The organism is Streptomyces sp. NPDC004065, from assembly GCF_044903565.1.
Classification (GTDB): domain Bacteria; phylum Actinomycetota; class Actinomycetes; order Streptomycetales; family Streptomycetaceae; genus Streptomyces.
Genome location: NZ_JBJDQT010000007.1, coordinates 124,736 through 147,583 on the forward strand (window position 1 = coordinate 124,736; position 22,848 = coordinate 147,583).

Here is a 22,848-nt window from a genome sequence, read left to right on the forward strand (position 1 = left end):
TACGGCACCAGCAGCGCACCCCGCGCGAGCGGCGCCCGCACGCCGACGCGGTGCACGGCGGCACCCGGCGAGCGGCACGGGCGATCCCCTGGTCACTGCGCGGCACCGTGGCGCCGCGCGCGGTGTGCGTGGCACCCGGCGGCGTGCACGGCACTGCGCGTCGTCCGCCGCACGGCGACAGGGGCACGGCACACGTGGCGCATACGGCACCGGCCGCACCCCGCGCGAGCGGCGCCCGGTCCTCGGACGCGGACGGCGGCGCGCGGCGGCAATCGCGGCACCGCACGCATGGTGCCTACGGCACCAGCAGCGCACCCCGCGCGAGCGGCGCCCGCACGCCGACGCGGTGCACGGCGGCACCCGGCGAGCGGCACGGGCGATCCCCTGGTCAACGCGCGGCACCATGGCGCCGCGCGCGGTGTGCGCGGCGCCCAGCGGCGTGCGCGGCACTGCGCGTCGTCCGCCGCACGGCGACGCGGCGGGCCCGGACTGGCACGCATGGTGCGCCCGTCGGGCGCCACGGCGGCTCGGTCGTCGGCCGCCCGCGGGGACGGCCCGTGGGATCGGCAGCCGGGGAGCGAGCGGGCGAGGGGCGAGCCGCCCGCGGCCGCCAAGCCTCCCACCGCCCTCCGTCCCACCGGGGCCGGTGCCCGCGCCGGCACCTCCACGGCGGTGGCAGCGAGCCCGCGCCGGCCCCGAGCCCACGCCGGCCGGCGTCGCACGCGGCGCCGTCAAGGGCCGTACGGGTGCCCACCCGGCGGTACCCCGCGCGTGGCGCCCGGCGTGCCCGCACGGGGCACCCGCACGCGGCGCCCGGGTCGTCGCGCTGCCGCGTCGGGCGGGCGGAGGGCCGCGGACGGCGGTCCGGGCCGCCGCAGCCCCGCGCCGTGCTCCGAGGCGCGCCGTCGTGGCCCCCAGAGCCGCCCTACGGCTCCTGCTGCCCCGCTGTGGTGACCGGGCGGGCCGGTACGGCCCAGGGCAGGGCGATGCAGACCGTCTTGCCGCCCTCGCGGGTCGGCCGCACCGTCAGACTGCCGCCGCACTCCGCGGTGAGCCACCGGATGATCACCATGCCGCGGCCGTTGTCCTGCTGGACGGCGGCCGGCAGCCGTTTCGGGAACCTCGGGTGGCTGTCGGTGACCCCGATGCGCAGCTGCTCGTCACGTTCGAGGACGAGCTCCACCGTGAACGTGGGGGACTGCCCGAACGTGTGCTGCACGGCGTTCGTGGCGAGCTCGGAGACGATGAGGCGGACCGTCTCGGCCGCGTCCGTGTCCGACGGCAGGCCCCATTCCGCGAGGGTGTCCAGCGCGTAGGCCCTGGCCGCGGAGACCGAGGCGGGATCGCTCGGCAGAGTGACGGATGCTTCCAGATGGTCTGCCATGGCGACGTCGTCCCTTTCCCACGGGACCGCAGTCCGGCACGGAGCGGATGGTTCGAGTACGGTCCCGGTCTGGTGCTTCGCCGTCAGACTGCCACCATGGCGGCGGTCCCGGGTGGCGATCCGCCAAGATATGCATATATCTGTCGCTCGAAGCGGTGAACTCTGCGACGGCAGACCGTATTTGGGCGGCCCATAAGGAGTAGGGAGTAGCCCATGCAGCACGGTCCCGCGGTCCGCCGCCGCAAACTGGGCGCCGAACTGCGCGCGCTGCGCGCGGGCGCGGGTCTCACCAGCGGCCAGGCGGCCCGGCTGGTGGGCTGGCACCAGTCGAAGGTCAGCCGGATCGAGACCGGCGCGAGCGGCGTGAAACCGGCCGATGTGCGGTTACTGCTGGACGCGTACGCGGTGCGCGACGCCCAGCTGCGCGAGCTGCTGCTGGTGCTGGCCGGCTCCGACGGCGGCGCCGGACGCCACCACTGGTGGCACGCCTACCGCGGGGTGCTGCCGCCGACCTACCGCGACTTCATCAGCCTGGAGTCCCAGGCGAGCGGAATGCGCACGGTGGAGACCTCGGTCGTGCCCGGGCTGCTGCAGACGGCCGAGTACGCGCGTGCGGTGACCCGGGCCGCCGTGGAAGGGCTGGACGACGACCGCCTGGACGCGCTGGTCGAGGTACGGCTCGCCCGCCAGCACGTCCTGCGGGCCGATCCGCCGCTCAGGCTGGACGCCGTGCTGGACGAGGCGGTACTGCGCCGTGAGGTCGGCGGCCCGCAGATCATGGCACGGCAGCTGGAACGGCTGGTCGAGGCGGCGCGACTGCCCCAAGTCCGGCTCCAGGTGCTGCCGTTCGCCGCCGGAGCGCATATCGGCCTCACCTGCCCTTTCGTTATCTTCTCATTTTCGAACACTTCTGATCTGGACGTGGTGGTTCTCGACCACTTGACGAGTAGCCTCTACCTGGAACGGAAAGAAGACCTGGAGGCCTACTCCGAGGCCTTCGACACCCTTCGGCGCCACGCCCTTTCCCCCGAGGACTCGCTGGAATTCATCGCCGGAACGGGTGACGGCGCGTCACCGCGTTAAGGAGGCACCATGTCCGCTCTGCCGCGGAACGTACCTTCCAGTACCGATCTCCACGGTGTCCGATGGCTGCGCAGCAGCTACAGCACGGGAGCCAACAACTGCGTCGAGACGGCCCGGCCGGCCGCCGGGCCGTTCGCCGGACTGCTCGCCGTGCGCGACTCCAAGGACCCGGCCGGGCCCGCGCTGCTCCTCTCCCCCCGGAGCTGGGCGGACTTCACGGCCGCCGTGAGCGGCCTGTAGGAGCCGGTCCGGCGACGCACGGCCGTGTCACGCCGACTCATGGTCGCGTCTCGCCGATGACCCGCACCGCACGCTCGATCTGCTCACCGGAGAGGTCCGCACGGGCGGTCAGCCTGAGCCGTGAGATGCCGTCGGGCACGGAAGGAGGACGGAAGCAGCCCACGGCCAGGCCCGCCGCACGGCACTCGGCCGCCCAGCGCACGGCCCCCTGCGGGGAGGCCGCCCGCACCGAGACCACCGCCGCGTCCGGGCGTACCGCCTCCAGACCCGCGTCGGTCAGCCGGGCGTGCAGCTCCGCCGCCACCGCACGCGCCCGCGCCGCCCGCCGCGGCTCGCGGCGCAGCAGTCTCAGGGCGGCCAGCGCGGCGCCCGCGGCCGCCGGGGCGAGCCCCGTGTCGAAGATGAACGTACGGGCCGCGTTGACCAGGTGCTCGATCACGCGCGCGGGACCGAGGACCACGCCGCCCTGGCTGCCGAGCGACTTCGACAGCGTGGCCGTGACCACCACGTCGTCGTCGCCCGCGAGCCCGGCCGCGTACGCCGCGCCCCGCCCGCCCTCGCCGAGCACGCCCAGCCCGTGGGCGTCGTCCACGACCAGCCCCGCGCCGTGCTCCCGGCACACGGCCGCGAAGGCGGCCAGCGGCGCCGCGTCGCCGTCGACCGAGAAGACCGTGTCGGAGACCAGGACGGCCGGTCCGTCGTGCGTGCCCAGCGCCTTGCCGGCGGCCCGGGGATCGGCGTGCGCGACGACCTGTGTGCCGCCGCGGGCCAGCCGGCAGCCGTCGATGAGCGAGGCGTGGTTGCCCGCGTCGGAGACGATCAGCGTGCCGTGCGGCGCGAGGGCGGTCACGGCGGCGAGGTTGGCCGCGTAGCCGGAGGAGAAGACCAGTGCGGCCTCGAAGCCGCAGAACCCGGCCAGCTCGCGCTCCAGTTCGCCGTGCAGTTCGGTGGTGCCGGTGACCAGCCGGGAGCCGGTGGCGCCGCCGCCCCAGGTGCGCGCCGCGGCCGCGGCCCCCTCGGCCACCTCGGGGTGGCGGGCCAGTCCGAGGTAGTCGTTGCTCGCGAGGTCGAGCAGCGGCGAGTCGGCCGGGCGGGGGCGCAGTGTCCGTACGAGTCCGGCCCGGCGGCGCGCGTCCGCCTGTTCGTCGATCCAGCCGAACGCCATGGGTCCTCCGGGGCATTTGTAGGCAGTGCACAGACACTAGCGGGCCGCCCCGCACCCCATGGTGTGGCAATACCCACACGTCGATGCGCCCGTGTTGTGCGAACTCTCCTTGGCCCGGGGCCGCCCGGTAGGACAGGATCGGCTCTCATGGACCTGCTGAACACGCTGGTGGACAAGGGGCTTCGGCGCGAGCTGCCGACCCGCGAGGAAGCTCTGGCCGTGCTGGCCACTTCGGACGACGACCTGCTCGACGTGGTGGCCGCGGCCGGGAAGGTGCGCCGCCACTGGTTCGGGCGCCGGGTGAAACTGAACTATCTCGTCAACCTCAAGTCCGGCCTGTGCCCGGAGGACTGCTCCTACTGCTCGCAGCGGCTGGGCTCCGAGGCCGGCATCCTCAAGTACAGCTGGCTCAAGCCCGAGGACGCCTCGAAGGCGGCGGCGGCCGGGCTGTCCGGTGGCGCCAAGCGGGTCTGCCTGGTGGCCAGCGGACGCGGTCCGACGGACCGCGACGTGGACCGGGTCTCGCGGACCATCAGGGCCATCAAGGAGCAGAACGAGGGCGTCGAGGTGTGCGCCTGCCTCGGGCTGCTCTCCGACGGCCAGGCCGAGCGGCTGCGGGAGGCCGGGGCGGACGCCTACAACCACAACCTGAACACCTCCGAGGCGACCTACGGCGACATCACCACCACCCACACCTACGCCGACCGGGTGGACACGGTGCGCAGGGCGCACGCGGCCGGGCTGTCCGCCTGCTCCGGCCTGATCGCCGGCATGGGTGAGAGCGACGAGGACCTGGTCGACGTGGTCTTCGCGCTGCGCGAGCTGGACCCGGACTCCGTTCCGGTGAACTTCCTGATCCCGTTCGAGGGAACCCCGCTCGCCAAGGAGTGGAACCTGACCCCGCAGCGCTGTCTGCGGATCCTCGCGATGGTCCGGTTCGTCTGCCCCGACGTCGAGGTGCGGATCGCGGGCGGCCGCGAGGTGCACCTGCGCACGATGCAGCCGCTGGCGCTGCACCTGGCCAACTCCATCTTCCTGGGCGACTACCTGACCAGCGAGGGCCAGGCCGGCCGGGCCGACCTGGAGATGATCGCCGACGCGGGCTTCGAGGTGGAGGGCGCCGACCAGGTGACCCTGCCCGGGCACCGCGCGGCGGCCGGGGGCGGCTGCGGCTCGCAGGGGGACGCCGAGGGCGCGGGCCGCGGGGCGCACGGGGCCGCCGAAGGCGCCGGGTGCGGGTCGCACGCCGGTGCGGAAGGCTCCGGCTGCGGGGCGCACGAGGGCGGCGAGGGCGCCGGGTGCGGGTCGCACGAGGGCGGCGGGGTGTGCGGTTCGATGTCCGCCCCGGCCGCGGTGCCGGCCGCGGGCGAGCCGCGCACGGACCTGGTGGCCGTCCGCCGCCGCGGCGCCGGAACGGACCTCGCGCCCAATGCCTGAGCCGTCCCACCCGCCCGTCGCGCCCGAACCCGTCGCGCCCGGACCCGGCACGCCCGGACCGGCCCACGGACCCGGCACGACCGGGCCGGACGGCCGGCCGGGCGCGGGCCTGGCCGAACTGCTGGAACTGGACCGCAGGCACGTGTGGCACCCGTACGGGCCGATGCCCGGCCGCCGTGAGCCACTCGTCGTGGAGTCGGCGAGCGGGGTGCGGCTCAGGCTCGCGGACGGCTCGGGGGAACTGGTCGACGGCATGTCGTCCTGGTGGGCGGCGATCCACGGCTACAACCACCCGGTGCTCAACGAGGCGGTCCAGGGGCAGCTGGCGCGGATGAGCCATGTGATGTTCGGCGGGCTCACCCACGAGCCCGCGGTCCGCCTGGCGAAGCTCCTTGTCGACATGTCGCCCGACGGTCTCGAGCACGTCTTCCTCGCCGACTCCGGCTCGGTGTCCGTCGAGGTCGCCGTCAAGATGTGCCTGCAGTACTGGCGTTCGCTGGGCCGCCCGCAGAAGCGGCGGCTGCTGACCTGGCGGGGCGGCTACCACGGCGACACCTGGCAGCCCATGTCGGTCTGCGACCCCGAGGGCGGGATGCACGAGCTGTGGACCGGCGTGCTGCCGCGCCAGGTCTTCGCGGACGCCCCGCCCGCCGAGTACACGGAGGCGTACGCCGCCCATCTGCGCGAGCTGATCGGCCGGCACGCGGGCGAGCTGGCCGCCGTGATCGTGGAACCCGTGGTGCAGGGCGCGGGCGGCATGCGCTTCCACTCCCCCGCCTACCTCGACGTGCTGCGCGAGGCGTGCGACGCGCACGACGTCCTGCTCGTGTTCGACGAGATCGCCACCGGGTTCGGCCGCACCGGCGAGCTGTTCGCGGCCGGGCACGCCGGCGTGTCGCCCGATGTGATGTGCGTGGGCAAGGCGCTGACCGGCGGCTACATGACGATGGCGGCGACGCTGTGCACCGCCCGGGTGGCGGACGGGATCTCGCGCGGCGAGGTGCCGGTGCTGGCACACGGTCCGACGTTCATGGGCAACCCGCTGGCGGCGGCCGTGGCCTGCGCCTCGATCGAACTGCTCCTCGGCCAGGACTGGCAGACCGAGGTGCGGCGGATCGAGGCGGGGCTGCGGGACGGCCTCGCCCCGGCGGCCGGCCTGGACGGGGTGAAGGACGTGCGGGTCCTCGGCGCCATCGGGGTGGTGCAGCTGGACCACGAGGTGGACATCGCGGCGGCTACCCGGGCCGCCGTGCGCGAGGGCGTGTGGCTACGCCCGTTCCGGGACCTGGTGTACACGATGCCGCCCTACGTCACCGGTGACGCGGACGTGGCACGGATCGCGCGCGCGGTGTGCGCGGCGGCGCGGGAGGGATGAGATGCCGGTACTGGTGATCACGGGCACGGGGACGGAGGTCGGCAAGACGGTCACGACGGCCGCCGTGGCCGCGGCGGCCCTGGCGGCCGGCCGGTCGGTGGCCGTGCTGAAGGCCGCGCAGACCGGCGTTGCGCCCGGCGAGCGCGGGGACGCGGACGAGGTCGCACGCCTGGCCGGCGCGGTGACCGCGGGTGAACTCGCCCGCTTCCCGGAGCCGCTGGCGCCCGGTACGGCGGCGCGGCGGGCCGGCCGGGAGCCGGTGCGCCCGCAGGACGTGGCCGAGGCCGCCGCCAAGCTGGCCACGGAGCACGACCTGGTGCTGGTGGAGGGCGCGGGCGGGCTGCTCGTACGGTTCGACGAGGCGGGCGGGACGCTCGCGGACGCGGCGCGGCTGCTGCGGGCCCCGGTGCTGGTCGTGGCCTCCGCCGGCCTGGGCACCCTCAACACGACCGAGCTGACGGCCCGTGAACTGCGCGCCCGCGAGCTGGAGCTGCTCGGTGTGGTGATCGGGAGCTGGCCGGAGCGGGCCGACCTGGCCTCCCGCTGCAACGTGGCCGACCTCCCGGACGTGGCGGGCGCCCCTCTGCTGGGCGCCCTGCCGGCCGGTGCCGCCGCCCTCGCCCCCGCCGTCTTCCGCACGGCGGCCCCGGGCTGGCTGGCGCCGCGTCTGGACGGCACGTGGGACGCGGCGGCCTTCACGGCCCGCGAGGCCCCGGCGCCTTTGGTCGCTTAGCCGGGCGGGGGCCGGCGCGGGGGTGCGGCCGGGCCCGTCCGGGCGACGGCGGGAGGGTGCGCGGGTCCCGTCCCCGTCGAGAGACGGTCGACAGGCGGGGGCCACCGTCGAGGGCCGGTGCCGGCGGGGGCGAGGAGACGAAGGGCCGCGGGGCGGGCGTGCGGTGGGGGCCGGCTGGGGACACTCCGGATAGACCCGTCCGACTCGGGAGGCCGCCATGCCGACACCGTCCACCGGCTCCGGCAGAGTGGGGCCGGACGCCGTCCACCACCCCCTGTTCGCCCGGTACTACGTACGGGCCAGTGTCGCCGCCGAGACCCGGCTGGGCATGGCGCGGGTGCGGCGGCGGCTGCTGACCGGCCTGAGCGGACGGGTGATCGAGATCGGCGCGGGCAACGGACTGAACTTCGCGCACTACCCCGGCACCGTCGCGGAGGTCGTGGCGATCGAGCCCGAGCGGCTGCTGCGGCAGCGGGCCGTGGAGGCGGCCCTGCGTGCCGACGTCCCGGTGGACGTGGTGCCGGGGTGCGCGGAGGCGCTGCCGGTCAAGAGCGAGGGCTTCGACGCGGTGGTGCTGGCCCTGGTGCTGTGCAGCGTGCGCGACCTGCCGCGGGCGCTCGGCGAGGTGCGGCGCGTCCTGCGGCCGGGCGGCGAGGTGCGGTTCTTCGAGCACGGCAGGGGCGGCGGCCGGGCCATGCGGGTGACCCAGCGCGCCCTGGACCGTACGGTGTGGCCGCTGGTGAGCGGGGGCTGCCACCTGGCGCGCGATCCGGTCGCCGCGCTGCGGGACGCCGGGTTCGAGCTCGGGCCCTACCGGCGGGTGCTCCTGCCGGACAAGGGCCCCGTGCTGCCCGCCTCGTACTGCTCGCTGGGCACCGCGTGGCGGCCGGTCGCCACGGGCTGATCAGCCCGTCACAGGCTCCACCGGCGCAGTTCCCCGGCGATGTCGCCCACCGACGCCTCGCCGCTCTTGACCAGCCTGGCCAGGTCCCGCACCTGTTCGGGCGAGGTGTCGACCTTCAGGCCGCTGGCGACCAGATAGGCGTAGGCGACGGCGGAGGCGAACAGGGCGTTGGAGCGCTCCAGCGCCGGGACGTGGACCAGCAGTTGCAGCAGTGCGGCGGCCCGCGCGTGCGGGGTGTCGTAGACGGGCACGTCGAAGATCTCGGCGCGGTGCCGCGCCACCGCCGCGACCAGGGCGCCCCAGTCGGTGACCTGGGGGTCCCCGGGCGTCATCCGTTCGGCGAGCATGAGCAGCCAGGCGAGGTCGATCGTCAGGTCGTTCAAGGGATCAGTGACGGCCTTCGCTCCGGGGCCCGCGGCGGCCCTCGCGTTCGGCGCCGAACTCCTCGGCGAAGACGGCCTCGTAGCTCTTCATGAAGTCCGCGGCGGCCTCCACGAAGGTGTGGCCGATCTCTCCGGCGTCCTGGCGGACCAGTTCCTCGATGTAGCGGTTGACGCTCATGCCGCGGGCCAGGGCGCGCTCGCGGGCGGCGCGGGCGGTGCCCTCGTCCACTCTCACGTTCAGCTGGGTCTTCGCCATGCCATGACGCTAGCGCCGGAGCGCTAGCCGGGGCAAGCGCCGTCCCCGCCCGGCCGCGACGGGCGGTGGGGCCCCTGACGGCCGGTGGGGCCAGGGGGCTGCGGGTGGATGATGTCCCCTACACGCACTTCCCCGTCCCGGCCCACGGGTGGAGAGCCGACTCGGCCCAACGGGGGATACCGGCTGTGCGCCCGGTCACACTAGGCTCGGCCGGGGACAAAGGACTCATGAGCCAGGACGTACGAGGTCGCAGGACCATCGAGGAGGCTGCCGTGACCACCCCCGCAGCGGCGCCGGGCCAGGCGCCGGCCGACGGCATCGCGGCCCGTGCGCGCGGACTGACCAAGGCCTACGGGTCGGGCGAGACCACCGTGCTGGCGCTGGACTCGGTGGACGTCGACATCGCGCGCGGCCGGTTCACCACGGTCATGGGACCCTCCGGCTCCGGGAAGTCCACGCTGATGCACTGCCTGGCCGGGCTCGACACCGTGTCGGCCGGGCGGGTGTGGATCGGCGACACCGAGATCACGGGGCTGAAGGACCGCGAGCTGACCCGGCTGCGCCGGGACCGCATCGGCTTCATGTTCCAGTCCTTCAACCTCATCCCCACGCTCAACGCGCTGGAGAACATCACCCTGCCCATGGACATCGCGGGCCGTAAGCCCGACGAGGAGTGGCTGGACCGGGTGATCGACACCCTGGGGCTGAGGGACCGGCTCAAGCACCGGCCGGCCCAGCTGTCGGGCGGTCAGCAGCAGCGTGTCGCCTGCGCCCGGGCGCTGGCCTCCCGGCCCGAGCTGATCTTCGCGGACGAGCCGACCGGCAACCTGGACTCGCGCGCGGGCCTGGAGGTGCTGGGCTTCCTGCGCGACGCCGTCGACTCCCTGGGGCAGACGGTCGTCATGGTGACGCACGACCCGGGCGCCGCCGCCCACTCCGACCTCGTGCTCTACCTCGCCGACGGGCGGATCGTCGACGAGATGGAGCAGCCGACGGCCGAGGCGGTGCTGGAGCGCATGCGCCTCTTCGCCGGCAGCGCCGCCCCGGCCGCCGTCGTACGGACGGCCGCCCCCACCAACGGGGTGCCCGCCTCGACCAACGGGGTGCCCGCATCCACCGCCGGGGCGGCCGCCTCCACCACCGCGGCGGGCGCCTCCACCACCGGGACCGCCGCCTCCGGCTCCGGTGCGCACGCCCCCGACGGCCCCGCCGCCGACCTGCCCGGACCGGCTTCCGGCACCCGGCCCCCGGCCTCCCGCACGCCCGACGACCGGTTCACCGAGACGGGGTCCCTGCTGCGCCCAGCGGACGGCACCGCCGCCGAGGAGGCCTGACCGGCGTGCTCAAGGCGACACTGCGCAGCTTCCTCGCCCACAAGGGGCGGCTGCTGCTGTCCGCCCTCGCCGTCGTGCTGTCCGTGGCGTTCGTCGCGGGCAGCCTGATCTTCTCCGACACCGTCACCCGCACGTTCGACCGGCTGTTCGCCTCCACCGCCGCCGACGTCACGGTGTCGGCCAAGCAGGACCTCAGGTCCCCCGTGCGCACCGGCGCCGTGCAGACCGTGCCCGCCTCGCTCGTCCGCCGCGTGGCCGGCGTCGACGGCGTGGCGGCCGCCCACGTCGACACGGTCGTCGAGAACGTGGTGGCCGTCAACAGCAGGAACGAGGCCGTCGGCCCGACCAACGGCGCCCCCACCATCGCCCGCAACTGGCAGGACACCGCACGCAGTCCGGTGCGGCTGACCTCCGGTCACGTCCCGCGCGGCGACGGCGAGACGGTGCTGGACGCCGACACGGCCCGGCACAAGCACGTGCGGATCGGCGACGTGCTGACCGTGCAGGCGCCGCCCGGGACCTTCCGGGTGCGGGTCGTCGGCATCGCCACCTTCACCACCACCAACCCCGGTGCGGCCCGGCTCTACCTGGACACCGCCACCGCGCAGACCCGGCTGCTCGGCTCCACCGACCGTGCCACCGCCATCTCGGCGGACGCGCGCGAGGGCGTGCGCGACACCGAGCTCAAGCGCCGCGTCGCCGCGGCGGTCGGGACCGGGACCTACCAGGTGAAGACGGCCGGGGAGCAGGCCAAGTCGGCCGCCGCCGACCTCGGCGGATTCCTCAAGATCATCAAGTACGTGATGCTGGGCTTCGCCGGGATCTCGGTGCTGGTCGGGATCTTCCTGATCGTCAACACCTTCTCCATGCTGGTCGCCCAGCGCACCCGGGAGCTGGGGCTGCTGCGCGCCCTGGGCGCCGACCGGCGCCAGGTGCGGCGGTCGGTGCTGGCCGAGGCCGTACTGCTCGGGCTGGTGGGCTCGACCCTGGGCCTGGCGGCCGGCATCGGCCTCGCGGCGGGGCTGCTCCGGCTCCTGGGCGCCTTCGGCATGAACCTGAGGGCGACGGAGATGGTCATCGGCTGGGGCACGCCCGTCGCGGCCTACGTCGTCGGCCTCGGGGTCACCTTCGTGGCCGCCTATCTGCCGGCCCGCCGCGCCGCGGGCGTCTCCCCCATGGCGGCGCTGGCGGACGCCGAGGTCGGGGGTATTGGCCGGCCGCTGCGAGTGCGCGCCGTGGTGGGCACGGTCCTCGGGGCGGCGGGTGCGGCGGCGCTGGCCGGCTGCGCCGTGGCGACCCGCACGGCGACCGCCGCCTCCCTGCTGGGCCTCGGCGTCGTCCTCACCCTCGTCGCGACCGTGGTCGCCGGGCCGCTGCTGGTGCGCCCGCTGATCCGGGTGCTGGGGGCCGCCTTCCCGGCCCTGTTCGGCTCCGTCGGCCGGATGAGCCAGCGCAACGCCCTGCGCAACCCGCGCCGGACGGGAGCCACCGCGGCGGCCCTGATGGTGGGGCTCGCCCTGGTCGGCGGGATGTCGGTGGCCAGCGCCTCCATGACCCGTTCCTTCGACCGGCAGATCGACAAGACGCTGGGCGCCGACTACGTGGTGCAGAACCGCAACTTCCTGCCGTTCACGTCGGAGGTCACCGACGCGGTGCGCGCGACGCCGGGCGCCGGTCTCGTGGTGCGGCAGCGGCTCGCCGCGATCGCGGTGCGGCTGCCCGACGGCAAGCGCGTCCAGACGGCCGCCTCGGGCTACGACGGCGAGCTGGACGCGGTGGCCCACCTCAAGTACGCGGCCGGGGGCACGGCCTCGGCCCTGGCCGTGGGTCATCTCGCCATGGACGTCGACTTCGCGAGACGTCACGGCGTGCGGGTGGGCAGCGTGCTCCCCGTCGAGTTCCAGGGCGGCCGGCGGGCCGCGCTCACGGTCGGCGCGCTCACCGACCAGGAGGCCGCCGAGGGGTTCGGGGTGCAGGGCGGCATCTTCTTCGGCCTGCGCACGCTCGACAGGTACGTGCCGGGCACCCAGGACGCCGGGCTGTTCGTGAACGCGGCCCCCGGCACCGGGAAGGACCGGCTGCGCTCGGGACTGGAGAAGGCCCTCGCCCCGTACCCCAACGTGCAGGTGCGGGACCAGGCGGACTACAAGAAGCTGGTCCACGACCAGATCGCGGTGCTGCTCTACCTGGTGTACGCGCTGCTCGGGCTCGCGATCGTCATCGCGGTGCTCGGCGTGGTCAACACGCTCGCCCTGTCGGTGGTGGAGCGCACCCGGGAGATCGGGCTGCTGCGGGCCATCGGACTCGCCCGGCGGCAGCTGCGGCGGATGATCCGGCTGGAGTCGGTGGTCATCGCCGTCTTCGGCGCGGTCCTGGGCCTCGGGCTGGGGCTGGTGTGGGGGCTGTGCGTCCAGCGGCTGCTGGCCCTCCAGGGCATGACGGCGCTGGCCATCCCGTGGACCACCATCGTCGCGGTCGTGGTCGGCGCGGCGGTGGTCGGCGTGGTGGCGGCGCTGCTGCCGGCCCTGCGGGCGTCCCGTATGAACGTGCTGGCGGCCATCGCCCACGAGTGAGGGAAGCGCCGGCGGCCGGTGGCGGTCCGTGGGCGCGGACGGCGACGGGCCACCGTGTCCGCATGGTGGAATCCCGCCCGTCCCGGTCCCGGTCCTGGTGTGATCACCGCATGACCGATCTGCGCATACGCCCCGCGACCACCGGCGATCTCGACACGGTGCTGGACTTCTGGAGGACGGCCGCGGAGGGCACGAGCATCAGCGACGACCGGGACGGCGTGGAACGGCTCGTCACCCGTGACCCGGGAGCCCTGCTGCTGGCCCACCGGGACGGCGCACTGGTGGGCACGGTGATCGCGGGCTTCGACGGCTGGCGCTGCCATCTGTACCGGCTGGCGGTGCACCCCGGCCGGCGCCGCCAGGGCATCGGCTCGGCGCTGCTGGCAGCGGCCGAGGAGCGGTTCGTACGGCTGGGCGGGCGGCGCGGCGACGCCATGGTCCTCACCCGCAACGAGACGGCGCACCACGCCTGGCGGGCGGCGGGCTATGCGCCCGAGGAGCAGTGGCGGCGCTGGGTCAAGCCGCTCACCGGCTGACGGGCTGACGCCCGGGCGAGGCCCGTCCGGCCGGGCACCCGAGCGGTTCTTTGCCCATCCTTTACCCTTGATGGAGCACCCGGTCCCCCATGAAAGGCTGTGAGCCCCCGCCCATGGGTGAGCCTCCCGGTGAGCTCCACCGCGCGCGCCCCTCCGGTCCGCAGGACGATGACAACGGGGTGACCCGATGACCGAAGTGCTCCTCCTGCTCGTGGCGGTGCTGCTGTCCCTGGCCTGCGGCGCCTTCGTCGCCGCCGAGTTCTCGCTGACCACGGTCGACCGCGGCGCCCTGGAGCGGGCCGCCGAGCGCGGCGAACGCGGCGCCGCGGGCGCCCTCAAGGCCGTACGGAACCTGACCTTCCAGCTCTCCGGGGCGCAGCTCGGCATCACCGTCACCAATCTGGTGGTCGGCATGCTCGCCGAGCCCTCCATCGCCAAGCTGATCGCCGGGCCGCTGCAGGCGCTGGGCCTCTCCCGGTCCGCGGCAACCTCGGTGGCCCTGGTCCTGGGCACGGCGCTGTCCACGGTGTTCCTGATGGTCGTCGGCGAGCTGGTGCCGAAGAACTGGGCGATCTCCTCGCCGCTGGCGGTGGCCAGGCGGGTGGCCACGCCGCAGCGGTGGTTCAGCGCGGCCTTCCGGCCCTTCATCACCCACCTCAACAACGCCGCGAACCGCGTGGTGCGCCGGCTCGGAGTGGAGCCCGCCGAGGAACTGGCCTCCGCGCGCGGTCCCCAGGAGCTGGCGGCGCTGGCCCGGCACTCCGCCAGGGAGGGCGCCCTGGAGGCGGACACCGCCGAGCTGTTCGTCCGGACGCTCAACCTGGCCGACCTGACCGCGGAGAACGTGATGACCCCCCGCGTCCAGGTCGTCGCGCTCGACGCCCAGGCGACCTGCGAGGACGTGGCCAACGCCACCCGGGCGACCGGCCTGTCCCGCTTCCCCGTCTACCGCGGCACCCTGGACTCGGTGGTCGGCACGGCCCACGTCAAGGACGTGCTGGCGGTCCCGGCCGAGCGCCGGATCCGGCTGCCCGTCTCCGAGATCATGCGCGAGCCGCTGCTCGTGCCCGAGTCCCTGACCGTGGACCGCCTGCTGGACAGGCTGTCCGGCCTGCGCACCATGGCGGTCGTGATCGACGAGTACGGGGGCACGGCGGGCGTGGCCACCCTCGAGGACATCGTCGAGGAGGTCGTCGGCGAGGTGCGCGACGAGCACGACCCGCACGAGACGCCGGACATCGCCCCGGCCGGGGCCGACGCCGAGGGCCGCGCCCTGTACTCGGCCGACGGCTCCGCGCGGGTGGACCAGCTGGCGCGTGTCGGACTGCGGGTGCCCGAGGGGCCGTACGAGACGCTCGCCGGTTTCGTCGCCGCCGAGCTCGGCCGTATCCCCGAGACCGGCGACATCCTTCAGGTGGCCGGGTGGCGGCTGGACGTGGTGGACTCCGGCGGACGCCGGGCCGCGCGGGTGCTGCTGCACGCGCCGCTCGACGACGAGGCGCACGCGGCGCGGGCGACCCGGGCGCAGGAGCGGGAGCAGAGGCGGGAGCGCCGGGCCGGCGCGGCCGAACGGCACGGCGAACGCGAGGACGCGGAGCGGAGGGCCGGCCGGTGACCGCCGTACAGATCCTGATCGGACTGGCGACCCTGGTCGTCAACGCCTTCTTCGTGGCGGCCGAGTTCGCGCTGATCTCGGTGCGCCGCAGCCAGGTCGAGCCGTACGCCGAGGAGGGCGACCGGCGCGCCAGGAGCGTGCTGTGGGGGCTGGAGCACGTTTCCGCGCTGCTGGCGGCCGCGCAGCTCGGCATCACGCTGTGCACGCTGGTCCTCGGTGTCGTGGCCGAGCCGGCCATCGCGCATCTGCTGGAGCCGGTGTTCCACGCGGCGGGCGTGCCGTCGGGCGCGGGCCACGCGGTGTCGTTCGTGATCGCGCTGACGCTGGCGACGTATCTGCACATGCTGCTCGGCGAGATGGTGCCGAAGAACATCGCGCTGGCCGAGCCGGTGCGCAGCGCCCTGCTGCTCGGCCCGCCGCTGGTCGCGCTGTCCCGGGCCCTGCGGCCGGTGATCTTCACGGTGAACGCGTTCGCCAACGGACTCCTCCGGCTGCTGCGGGTGGAGGCGAAGGACGAGGTCTCGGCGACGTTCACGGACACGGAGCTGGCCGAGATCGTCAAGGACGCCAGCGAGGCCGGGCTCATCGACGACCGGGCGCAGGAGCGGCTGCACGACGCGCTGGAGCTGGGCAGCCGGCCCGTGCGGGACGTGGTGCTCCCGCTGGAGCGGGTCGTCTACGCCCGGCTGGGAGTCACCCCCGAACAATTGGAGAGACTGTCGGCCGACTCGGGCTTCTCCCGCTTCCCCGTGGTCGACGAGGCGCGGCGGATCATCGGCTATCTGCACGTCAAGGACGCGCTGGACGCCACGCCGCGCGACGAGCCGTTCCGGCTGCGCGACATGCGGCCCATCGCCCGCGTCCGCGAGAGCACGCCGCTGGACGACGTGCTCACCGCGATGCGGGGCAGCCGTACGCACGTCGCGGCCGTGCTCGGCGCGGACGGGCGGCTGGCGGGGCTGGTGACCATGGCGGACGTACTGCGGGAGCTGTTCGGCCAGCCGGTGTGAGCGGCGCGAGCGCGGACGCGAGACGCGGGTGACACACGGGCGTTCGCGGACCCGACCGCGGTGGGCCGGACCCGCGACCGACCGGACCCGCGACCGACCGGCTGGCGACCGACCGGTTGGTATGGCGTCCGGTCCCTTAGGTACGATCACTCACGCCATGCAGACGAATCCCCCCTACACCAGCCTGGTCGCGGTCGGCGACTCCTTCACCGAGGGCATGTCGGACCTGCTGCCCGACGGCTCCTACCGGGGCTGGGCGGACCTCCTGGCGGCACGGATGGCCGCCCGCACCCCCGGTTTCCGGTACGCCAACCTGGCCGTGCGCGGAAAGCTGATCCAACAGATCGTCGACGAGCAGGTCGGGGTGGCCGCGGCCATGCGCGCCGACGTGGTGACCCTGGTGGGCGGGCTCAACGACACCCTGCGCCCCAAGTGCGACATGGGCCGGGTGCGGGACCTGCTGACCGAGGCGGTGGAGCGGCTGGCGCCCTCCTGCGGGCGGCTGGTGCTGATGCGCAGCCCAGGCCGCCAGGGACCGGTCCTCGAGCGCTTCCGCCCGCGCATGGAGGCGCTGTTCGCCTGCGTCGACGAACTGGCGGACAAGCACGGCGCGGTCGTCGTGGACCTGTACGGCGCTCCGTCGCTGGCCGACCCGCGCCTGTGGGACGTGGACCGGCTGCACCTGACCGCCGAGGGGCACCGCCGGGTGGCGGAGGCGGTGTGGCAGGCGCTCGGCCACGAGCCGGAGGACCCGCACTGGCACACGCCGGTGCCGGCCACCGTGCCGCCCGGCTGGGCCGCCCGCCGGCTGGCGGACGCCCGGTTCGCCCGGCAGCACCTGCTGCCGTGGGTAGGGCGGCGGCTGACCGGCCGCTCCTCCGGGGACGGCCGCCCGGCCAAGCGGCCCGACCTGCTGCCCTACGAGGACCCGGCCTGAGGCGTGTCGCCGCCGGCGGTCGTCTCGTAGGTTCCGACGAACGACCTGGTGGCACCGGCCTGCATGATTCGCCAGTAGAATCCGTACACGTGACTTCTGCGCCCGCCAAGCCCCGTATCCCGAACGTCCTCGCCGGACGCTACGCCTCCACCGAGCTGGCCACGCTCTGGTCGCCCGAGCACAAGGTGAGGCTCGAGCGGCAGCTCTGGCTCGCCGTGCTGCGCGCCCAGAAGGACCTCGGGATCGAGGTCCCGGACGAGGCGATCGCCGACTACGAGCGCGTCCTCGACACCGTCGACCTGGCCTCCATCGCCGAGCGCGAGAAGGTCACCCGGCACGACGTGAAGGCGCGGATCGAGGAGTTCAACGACCTCGCCGGGCACGAGCACGTGCACAAGGGCATGACCTCCCGCGACCTCACCGAGAACGTCGAGCAGCTGCAGATCCGGCTCTCCCTGGAGCTGATGCGGGACCGCACAGTGGCCGTCCTGGCGCGCCTGGGCCGCCTGGCCGCCGAGTACGCCGAGCTGGTCATGGCCGGCCGCTCCCACAACGTGGCCGCGCAGGCGACCACCCTCGGCAAGCGGTTCGCCACCGCCGCCGACGAACTGCTCGTGGCGTACGGCAGGGTCGAGGAGCTGCTCGGCCGCTACCCGCTGCGCGGCATCAAGGGCCCGGTCGGCACGGCGCAGGACATGCTGGACCTGCTCGGCGGCGACGCCTCCCGGCTGGCGGAGCTGGAGCGGCGCATCGCCGGCCACCTCGGCTTCTCCCAGGTGTTCACGTCGGTCGGCCAGGTGTACCCGCGCTCCCTGGACTACGAGGTCGTCACCGCGCTGGTGCAGCTGGCGGCGGCCCCCTCCTCGCTGGCGAAGACGATCCGGCTGATGGCCGGGCACGAGCTGGTCACCGAGGGCTTCAAGCCGGGGCAGGTGGGCTCCTCGGCGATGCCGCACAAGATGAACACCCGCTCCTGCGAGCGCGTCAACGGCCTCATGGTGATCCTGCGCGGCTACGCCTCGATGACCGGCGAGCTGGCCGGCGACCAGTGGAACGAGGGCGACGTGTCCTGCTCGGTGGTGCGCCGGGTGGCACTGCCGGACGCGTTCTTCGCCCTGGACGGCCTGCTGGAGACGTTCCTGACGGTGCTGGACGAGTTCGGCGCCTTCCCCGCGGTGATCGCCCGCGAACTGGACCGCTATCTGCCCTTCCTGGCCACCACCAAGGTGCTGATGGGCGCGGTGCGCGCCGGGGTGGGCCGGGAGGTCGCCCACGAGGCGATCAAGGAGAACGCGGTGGCGACCGCCCTGGCGATGCGCGAGCAGGGCGCGGACCGCAACGACCTGCTCGACAAGCTCGCCGCCGACGAGCGGCTGCCGCTCGACCGCGCGGAGCTGGACCGGCTCATGGCCGACAAGCTGTCGTTCACCGGCGCGGCGGCCGACCAGGTCGGCGCGGTCGTCGGCCGTATCGAGGAAATCGTCAAGCGGCACCCGGCCGCCGCGGAGTACGCCCCGGGGGCGATCCTCTGACCCGCTTCACCCCGGCCGAGCTCGAGGCCGCCCGCGACCGTCTCGTACCCGACGTGGTCGCGGACGGCCTCCGCGTGCTGTTCTGCGGGATCAACCCCGGCCTGATGACGGCGGGGACCGGCCACCACTTCGCCCGCCCCGGCAACCGCTTCTGGCCGGTCCTGCACCGGTCCGGCTTCACCCCGCGCCTGCTGCACCCGTCTGAGCAGGGAGAACTGCTCTCGTACGGGCTGGGCATCACCAACGTCGTGGCGCGGCCGTCCGCGAGGGCCGGTGAACTGACCCCGCGGGAGTACCGGGAGGGCGGGCGGCTGCTGGCCCTGAAGGTGGCGCGGCTGCGGCCGGGGTGGCTGGCCGTGCTCGGGGTCACCGCGTACCGGGCGGCGTTCGACGACCGCGGGGCCCAAGTGGGCCCGCAGGAACGGACGATCGGCGACACACGCCTGTGGGTGCTGCCCAATCCGAGCGGGCTGAACGCGCACTGGACGGCCGCGACGATGGCCGAGGAGTTCGCCCGGCTGCGCGAGGCGGCGGGGGCCGGCCGGGCGCCGTAGCGGGCGGGACGTCACGGCGGGTCGGTGTCGGTGACGACCGCCAGCAGCTGGAACGGCAGCTCCCTGTCCCACTGCGAGACGCCCAGGGCTATCCACCGGCCGGTCTCCCCGGACCGCCACAGCCGCACGTCCGGCACATGGGCGCTCAACGAGGCCCAGGGCTCGTCGACGTGCTCGCCGCGGGTGGTCCGCTCGAACACGCTGTACAGGCTGAACGCCTGCGGCGGCCCCCACCGCCGGGTCAGCCGCTCCCCCAGTCCGTCCCGGTCGCACGCGTACTGCTCCTCGGTCTCCTCCCGCCGGGTGCCGTCGTCCTCCCAGAAGTCCTCGCTGGTCTCCAACTCGGCCACGGCGTAACCGGGTCCGGCCGTGCCGACGTCCGTCCTGGCGCGCTCGGCGGGGAACTCCCCGGAGCACAGCCGGTCTATGACGGCGAGAGCCTTCGCGATGTCCATGCGGTCCAGTAAACCGGGCACCACTGACATGTGGCGGTGCGTCAGGCGTCCCGCACTCGCTGCCCCGGCCGGCGCCGAGTACGATCCGCCCCACACGCGCACGAGCTGGGAGGACGGACGGTGGGGCGGCTTACCGGCGGGGATCCCTCGCTGCTGCGAAGGATCAATTCCGCGGTGGTGCTGCACGCGATGCGTGCCACGGACTGCGCCACGCTCACGGAGATCACCCGGGTGACGGGACTGTCCCGGCCCACCGTCGAGGGCGTCGTCGAGGACCTCATCGCGGCCGGCCTCGTCGTGGAGAAGGCCGCCGAGGAGGGGGCCGCCCGGCGGCAGGGGCGGCCCGCGCGCCGGTTCAGGTTCCGTGCCGAGGCCGGGCACCTGCTGGGGCTGGAGATCGGCGCGCACCGGGTCGCCGCGCTGCTGGCCGACCTGGACGGCCGGGTGCTCGGCGCCCAGGCCAAGGACGTGGACGAGACGGTGGAGGCGGACGAGCGGCTGGAGCGGCTGCGCACGGCCGTCGCCGAACTGCTGCGCCGGGCCGGTGTCCCCCGCAGCTCCCTGCGGGCCGTCGGGGTGGGCACGCCCGGGATCGTGGAGGCGGACGGCACCGTGCGGCTGGGCACGGCGCTGCCCGGCTGGACAGGTCTGCACCTGGGCGAACGGCTGAGCCGTTCCTTCAAGTGCCCGGTGCTGGTGGAGAACGACGCCAACGCGGCGGCGGTCGCCGAGCACTGGAAGGGCGCCGCCACCGAGTCCGACGACGTGGTCTTCGTGCTGGCCGGACTGAGCCCGGGCGCCGGTTCCCTGATCGGCGGCCGGCTGCACCGCGGCTACGGCGGAGCCGCAGGCGAGATCGGCGCGCTGCACCTGCTGGGCCGCGAGGTCACGCCCGAGACCCTGCTGTCGACGACCGACCGGCCGCTGCACCCCCTGGACGAGCAGGCGGTGGCCGAGGTGTTCAAACTGGCCCGCGAGGGCGACCGGCGGGCCCGCGCGGCCGTGGAGCGCTTCATCCAGCGGCTCGTCCACGACGTGGCGGCGCTGGTGCTGGCGCTGGACCCGGAGCTGGTGGTCATCGGCGGCTGGGCGGCGGGCCTGGACGGCGTACTGGAGCCGCTGCGGCGCGAACTGGCCCGCTACTGCCTGCGGCCGCCGGAGGTGACCCTGTCGCTGCTGGGCGAGGCGGCCGTGGCCACGGGGGCGCTGCGGCTGGCCCTCGACCACGTGGAGGAGCAACTGTTCGCGGTCGAGGGCACGGTGACGGCGCGCCGCTGACGGCACGCACGGGCACGGTGACGGCGCGCCGCTGACGGCAGGCAGGGACCCGGTGACGGCCCGCCGCTGATGGCGCGCGCGGGCCGTGCGCCGGGAGGCGTCTAGGACGCCTGGCGCTCGGGACCGTGGTGGATCTCCACGCGGCCGGAGTCGCCGAAGGTGAGCCGGCAGGTGTCGGCGCGGTACGTGGCGACGGAGAGCGCGGCGGTGCGGCCCCCGGCGAGGAAGCGGGTCGTCACCACGAGGACGGGCGCGCCGGGCAGCCGGTCGAGCTCCTTGGCGTCGTCCGCACGCGCCGAGCCCAGCTCGACGGTGCGCTCCTCGCCCTCCAGCTCGAGGCGCTGCAGTTCGCGCAGCACGGCACGCGCGCGTGCCGGTCCGGACGGGGCGTCGATGGCGGTCAGGTCGGGCACGGACGAGGCGGGAATGTAGAGCAGCTCCGCCGCGACCGGCTGGCCGTGGCTGACCCGGGAGCGGCGCACGATGTGCACGGGCTCCTCGCGGCCGGTCCCCAGTGCCTCGGCGACCGCGGCCGGGGCGACGGCCTGGGCGCAGTCCACGGGCTGCCAGGCGTCACCGGCGGCGCCGGGCCAGATGTGCTGCTCGGTGCCGACGGCCACTCCCACGCGCGGCGGGGCGACGGTGGTCCCGACCCCGCGGCGGCGCTGCAGCCTGCCCTCCAGCTCCAGCTGCTCCAGGGCCTGGCGCAGGGTGGCCCGGGCCACGCCGAAGCGTGCGGCCAGCTCCCGCTCGTTGGGCAGGATCTCGCCGACCGAGAACTCGGAGTCCAGTGCCTCACTGAGCACGGTCCTGAGATGCCAGTACTTGGGCTCCGGCACCGTTTCCAGCTGCGTCGTCCCCACCCTGTCCTCCGCAATCGCCGTGGTCCGGCGGCGTTTTCACGCCCTTGTTTATTAAAGGTTGTTTTACTTATCTGCGACGATAAGGCGGCCCCCACCCTTGGTCAAGACCAATCCTCCGACCCTTCGGCGGCGCGCCGGGGAGGCGCCGCGCGGCGTTCACGAAGCGTTCGCGCGACGCCATGTTCGTGACACCACGGCACGACCCGGCCACGGTGGAACGGCACGCGGACCGATCCAGGGGCTACCCGCCGGTAGCAATTGCTGACAAGCTGTCCAGCAGGCGTCCGTCAGCGAATTCCCGACGAGGAGCACTCATGTCCGCCACCGTCTCCTTCAAGGTCCCCTCCGCGCACGGCCCGCGCACGGTGACCCTGTCCTACGCACGCGTGGGCAGCGGTGAGCCGCTGCTCCTGCTGCACGGCATCGGTCACCACCGGCAGGCCTGGGACCCGGTGGTGCACCTCCTCGCCGCCGAGCGGGACGTGATCGCCGTGGACCTGCCGGGCTTCGGCGCCTCCCCCGCGCTGCCCGACGGGCTGCGGCACGACCTGCCGACGATGAACGCGACCCTGGGCGCCCTGTGCGAGGCACTGGAGATCGAGCGGCCGCATGTCGCGGGCAACTCCCTGGGCGGCCTGCTGGCGCTGGAGCTGGGCCGCGAGAAGCTCGTACGGTCCGTCACCGCCTTGTCCCCGGCCGGGTTCTGGACCCAGGCGGAGCGGCGGTACGCGTTCGGCGTGCTGCAGACGATGCGCGGGATCGCCCGGCGCGCGCCGCTGCCGGTGGTCGAGCGGCTCTCGCGGACGGCGGCCGGGCGCACCGTCCTGACGAGCACCATCTACGCCCGCCCCGGCCGCCGTTCACCGCAGGCCGTGGTCGCCGAGACGCTCGCCCTCGCTGGGGCGACCGGGTTCGAGGAGACCCTGCGGGCCGGCGTCGACGTCCTCTTCACGGACGACATCCCGCACATCCCGGTCACCGTGGCCTGGGGGACGCGGGACCGCATCCTGGTGCGCCGGCAGGGCGTCCGCGCCAAGCTGATCATCCCGCGGGCCCGGCTGGTGCGCCTGCCCGGCTGCGGCCACGTCCCGATGAACGACGACCCGGCGCTGGTCGCCCGGGTCATCCTCGACGGCAGCCGGGCCGGGCAGTAGGTCCCGTACTCTCTTCTCCCGTGGCCGCTCCTGTGCCGCGCGTCCGC

Annotated in this window: 21 protein-coding genes and 1 pseudogene; 16 read left to right on the top strand and 6 right to left on the bottom strand. The window is 74.5% G+C overall.

Annotation, left to right across the window (positions count from 1 at the left end):
• Positions 1-925: 925 nt before the first annotated feature.
• Positions 926-1,384, bottom strand: a complete 459-nt coding sequence (locus ACI2LW_RS11210) for an ATP-binding protein (protein WP_404730919.1) — start codon at positions 1,382-1,384, stop codon at positions 926-928.
• A gap of 213 nt (positions 1,385-1,597) precedes the next feature.
• Here ACI2LW_RS11210 and ACI2LW_RS11215 point away from each other — a divergent pair, with 213 nt between their 5' ends.
• Positions 1,598-2,467 (top strand): helix-turn-helix domain-containing protein, encoded by an 870-nt coding sequence (locus tag ACI2LW_RS11215; protein ID WP_404730920.1) that lies wholly within the window; start codon positions 1,598-1,600, stop codon positions 2,465-2,467.
• 9 nt (positions 2,468-2,476) lie between these two features.
• Complete coding sequence (locus ACI2LW_RS11220; protein WP_404730921.1) at positions 2,477-2,707, top strand: DUF397 domain-containing protein; 231 nt, start codon at positions 2,477-2,479, stop codon at positions 2,705-2,707.
• Positions 2,708-2,744: 37 nt separating this feature from the next.
• On the opposite strand, the gene ACI2LW_RS11225 is transcribed toward ACI2LW_RS11220, so the two are convergent.
• A complete protein-coding gene (locus ACI2LW_RS11225) occupies positions 2,745-3,872 on the bottom strand; it encodes an 8-amino-7-oxononanoate synthase (RefSeq protein ID WP_404730922.1) in 1,128 nt (375 codons plus the stop codon).
• 147 nt (positions 3,873-4,019) lie between these two features.
• Here ACI2LW_RS11225 and bioB point away from each other — a divergent pair, with 147 nt between their 5' ends.
• The 4 genes from bioB to ACI2LW_RS11245 all read left to right on the top strand — a co-directional run bounded on the left by bioB (position 4,020) and on the right by ACI2LW_RS11245 (position 8,321).
• Positions 4,020-5,309 carry a biotin synthase BioB gene (gene bioB / locus ACI2LW_RS11230; protein ID WP_404730923.1) on the top strand — a complete coding sequence of 430 codons (1,290 nt, stop codon included), beginning with the start codon at positions 4,020-4,022 and terminating at the stop codon, positions 5,307-5,309.
• Entirely contained in the window at positions 5,302-6,684 is a 1,383-nt protein-coding gene (locus tag ACI2LW_RS11235; RefSeq protein WP_404730924.1) for an adenosylmethionine--8-amino-7-oxononanoate transaminase, read from the top strand. Before bioB ends, ACI2LW_RS11235 begins: the two co-directional genes overlap by 8 nt.
• A 1-nt stretch (position 6,685) precedes the next feature.
• Entirely contained in the window at positions 6,686-7,417 is a 732-nt protein-coding gene (gene bioD / locus ACI2LW_RS11240) for a dethiobiotin synthase (protein WP_404730925.1), read from the top strand.
• A gap of 217 nt (positions 7,418-7,634) precedes the next feature.
• Entirely contained in the window at positions 7,635-8,321 is a 687-nt protein-coding gene (locus tag ACI2LW_RS11245) for a class I SAM-dependent methyltransferase (protein ID WP_404730926.1), read from the top strand.
• A gap of 8 nt (positions 8,322-8,329) precedes the next feature.
• Here ACI2LW_RS11245 and ACI2LW_RS11250 read toward each other — a convergent pair whose 3' ends face one another.
• Both ACI2LW_RS11250 and ACI2LW_RS11255 read right to left on the bottom strand, forming a co-directional pair.
• Positions 8,330-8,704 (bottom strand): fic family toxin-antitoxin system, toxin component, encoded by a 375-nt coding sequence (locus ACI2LW_RS11250; protein WP_404730927.1) that lies wholly within the window; start codon positions 8,702-8,704, stop codon positions 8,330-8,332.
• A 4-nt stretch (positions 8,705-8,708) separates the two neighbouring features.
• A complete protein-coding gene (locus ACI2LW_RS11255) occupies positions 8,709-8,960 on the bottom strand; it encodes an antitoxin (RefSeq protein ID WP_404730928.1) in 252 nt (83 codons plus the stop codon).
• Positions 8,961-9,232: 272 nt separating this feature from the next.
• Here ACI2LW_RS11255 and ACI2LW_RS11260 point away from each other — a divergent pair.
• From ACI2LW_RS11260 to mug, 8 genes and pseudogenes are all read left to right on the top strand, one after another.
• Positions 9,233-9,989 (top strand): annotated as a pseudogene (locus tag ACI2LW_RS11260) (ABC transporter ATP-binding protein); the annotation flags it as partial.
• Between the two features lie 310 nt (positions 9,990-10,299).
• Entirely contained in the window at positions 10,300-12,867 is a 2,568-nt protein-coding gene (locus tag ACI2LW_RS11265; RefSeq protein ID WP_404730929.1) for an ABC transporter permease, read from the top strand.
• Positions 12,868-12,977: 110 nt separating this feature from the next.
• Positions 12,978-13,403 carry a GNAT family N-acetyltransferase gene (locus ACI2LW_RS11270; RefSeq protein ID WP_404730930.1) on the top strand — a complete coding sequence of 142 codons (426 nt, stop codon included), beginning with the start codon at positions 12,978-12,980 and terminating at the stop codon, positions 13,401-13,403.
• Positions 13,404-13,590: 187 nt separating this feature from the next.
• A complete protein-coding gene (locus tag ACI2LW_RS11275; protein WP_404730931.1) occupies positions 13,591-15,018 on the top strand; it encodes a hemolysin family protein in 1,428 nt (475 codons plus the stop codon).
• Positions 15,015-16,028, top strand: coding sequence for a hemolysin family protein (locus ACI2LW_RS11280; protein WP_404730932.1), 1,014 nt, complete (start codon positions 15,015-15,017; stop codon positions 16,026-16,028). Before ACI2LW_RS11275 ends, ACI2LW_RS11280 begins: the two co-directional genes overlap by 4 nt.
• A gap of 157 nt (positions 16,029-16,185) precedes the next feature.
• Positions 16,186-16,965: an SGNH/GDSL hydrolase family protein gene (locus ACI2LW_RS11285; RefSeq protein ID WP_404730933.1), complete on the top strand. Its 780-nt coding sequence runs from the start codon at positions 16,186-16,188 to the stop codon at positions 16,963-16,965.
• 89 nt (positions 16,966-17,054) lie between these two features.
• A complete protein-coding gene (gene purB / locus ACI2LW_RS11290) occupies positions 17,055-18,497 on the top strand; it encodes an adenylosuccinate lyase (RefSeq protein ID WP_404730934.1) in 1,443 nt (480 codons plus the stop codon).
• Positions 18,494-19,051 carry a G/U mismatch-specific DNA glycosylase gene (gene mug, locus ACI2LW_RS11295; RefSeq protein ID WP_404731006.1) on the top strand — a complete coding sequence of 186 codons (558 nt, stop codon included), beginning with the start codon at positions 18,494-18,496 and terminating at the stop codon, positions 19,049-19,051. The genes purB and mug overlap by 4 nt, the downstream gene beginning before the upstream one ends.
• Before the next feature lie 11 nt (positions 19,052-19,062).
• Here the strand turns inward: mug and ACI2LW_RS11300 are convergent, their stop codons facing one another.
• Positions 19,063-19,506: a hypothetical protein gene (locus tag ACI2LW_RS11300; protein ID WP_404730935.1), complete on the bottom strand. Its 444-nt coding sequence runs from the start codon at positions 19,504-19,506 to the stop codon at positions 19,063-19,065.
• Positions 19,507-19,626: 120 nt separating this feature from the next.
• On the opposite strand from ACI2LW_RS11300, the gene ACI2LW_RS11305 reads away from it, so the two are divergent.
• Complete coding sequence (locus ACI2LW_RS11305) at positions 19,627-20,784, top strand: ROK family transcriptional regulator (protein ID WP_404730936.1); 1,158 nt, start codon at positions 19,627-19,629, stop codon at positions 20,782-20,784.
• Between the two features lie 101 nt (positions 20,785-20,885).
• Here the strand turns inward: ACI2LW_RS11305 and ACI2LW_RS11310 are convergent, their stop codons facing one another.
• On the bottom strand, positions 20,886-21,647 hold the full coding sequence (locus ACI2LW_RS11310) for a GntR family transcriptional regulator (RefSeq protein WP_404730937.1): 762 nt from the start codon (positions 21,645-21,647) through the stop codon (positions 20,886-20,888).
• 314 nt (positions 21,648-21,961) lie between these two features.
• Between ACI2LW_RS11310 and ACI2LW_RS11315 the strand changes: the two genes are divergently transcribed.
• Entirely contained in the window at positions 21,962-22,801 is an 840-nt protein-coding gene (locus ACI2LW_RS11315) for an alpha/beta fold hydrolase (RefSeq protein WP_404730938.1), read from the top strand.
• Positions 22,802-22,848 lie beyond the last annotated feature (47 nt).

What these genes read in the sequence shown, in the direction of transcription:
- bioD (WP_404730925.1), top strand. Translation starts at nt 6,686, where the DNA reads ATGCCGGTACTGGTGATCACGGGCACGGGGACGGAGGTCGGCAAGACG.
- ACI2LW_RS11245 (WP_404730926.1), top strand. Translation starts at nt 7,635, where the DNA reads ATGCCGACACCGTCCACCGGCTCCGGCAGAGTGGGGCCGGACGCCGTC.
- ACI2LW_RS11210 (WP_404730919.1), bottom strand. Translation starts at nt 1,384, where the DNA reads ATGGCAGACCATCTGGAAGCATCCGTCACTCTGCCGAGCGATCCCGCC.
- ACI2LW_RS11255 (WP_404730928.1), bottom strand. Translation starts at nt 8,960, where the DNA reads ATGGCGAAGACCCAGCTGAACGTGAGAGTGGACGAGGGCACCGCCCGC.
- ACI2LW_RS11300 (WP_404730935.1), bottom strand. Translation starts at nt 19,506, where the DNA reads ATGGACATCGCGAAGGCTCTCGCCGTCATAGACCGGCTGTGCTCCGGG.
- ACI2LW_RS11315 (WP_404730938.1), top strand. Translation starts at nt 21,962, where the DNA reads ATGTCCGCCACCGTCTCCTTCAAGGTCCCCTCCGCGCACGGCCCGCGC.
- ACI2LW_RS11285 (WP_404730933.1), top strand. Translation starts at nt 16,186, where the DNA reads ATGCAGACGAATCCCCCCTACACCAGCCTGGTCGCGGTCGGCGACTCC.
- ACI2LW_RS11235 (WP_404730924.1), top strand. Translation starts at nt 5,302, where the DNA reads ATGCCTGAGCCGTCCCACCCGCCCGTCGCGCCCGAACCCGTCGCGCCC.
- bioB (WP_404730923.1), top strand. Translation starts at nt 4,020, where the DNA reads ATGGACCTGCTGAACACGCTGGTGGACAAGGGGCTTCGGCGCGAGCTG.
- ACI2LW_RS11275 (WP_404730931.1), top strand. Translation starts at nt 13,591, where the DNA reads ATGACCGAAGTGCTCCTCCTGCTCGTGGCGGTGCTGCTGTCCCTGGCC.
- ACI2LW_RS11220 (WP_404730921.1), top strand. Translation starts at nt 2,477, where the DNA reads ATGTCCGCTCTGCCGCGGAACGTACCTTCCAGTACCGATCTCCACGGT.
- ACI2LW_RS11215 (WP_404730920.1), top strand. Translation starts at nt 1,598, where the DNA reads ATGCAGCACGGTCCCGCGGTCCGCCGCCGCAAACTGGGCGCCGAACTG.
- ACI2LW_RS11270 (WP_404730930.1), top strand. Translation starts at nt 12,978, where the DNA reads ATGACCGATCTGCGCATACGCCCCGCGACCACCGGCGATCTCGACACG.
- ACI2LW_RS11225 (WP_404730922.1), bottom strand. Translation starts at nt 3,872, where the DNA reads ATGGCGTTCGGCTGGATCGACGAACAGGCGGACGCGCGCCGCCGGGCC.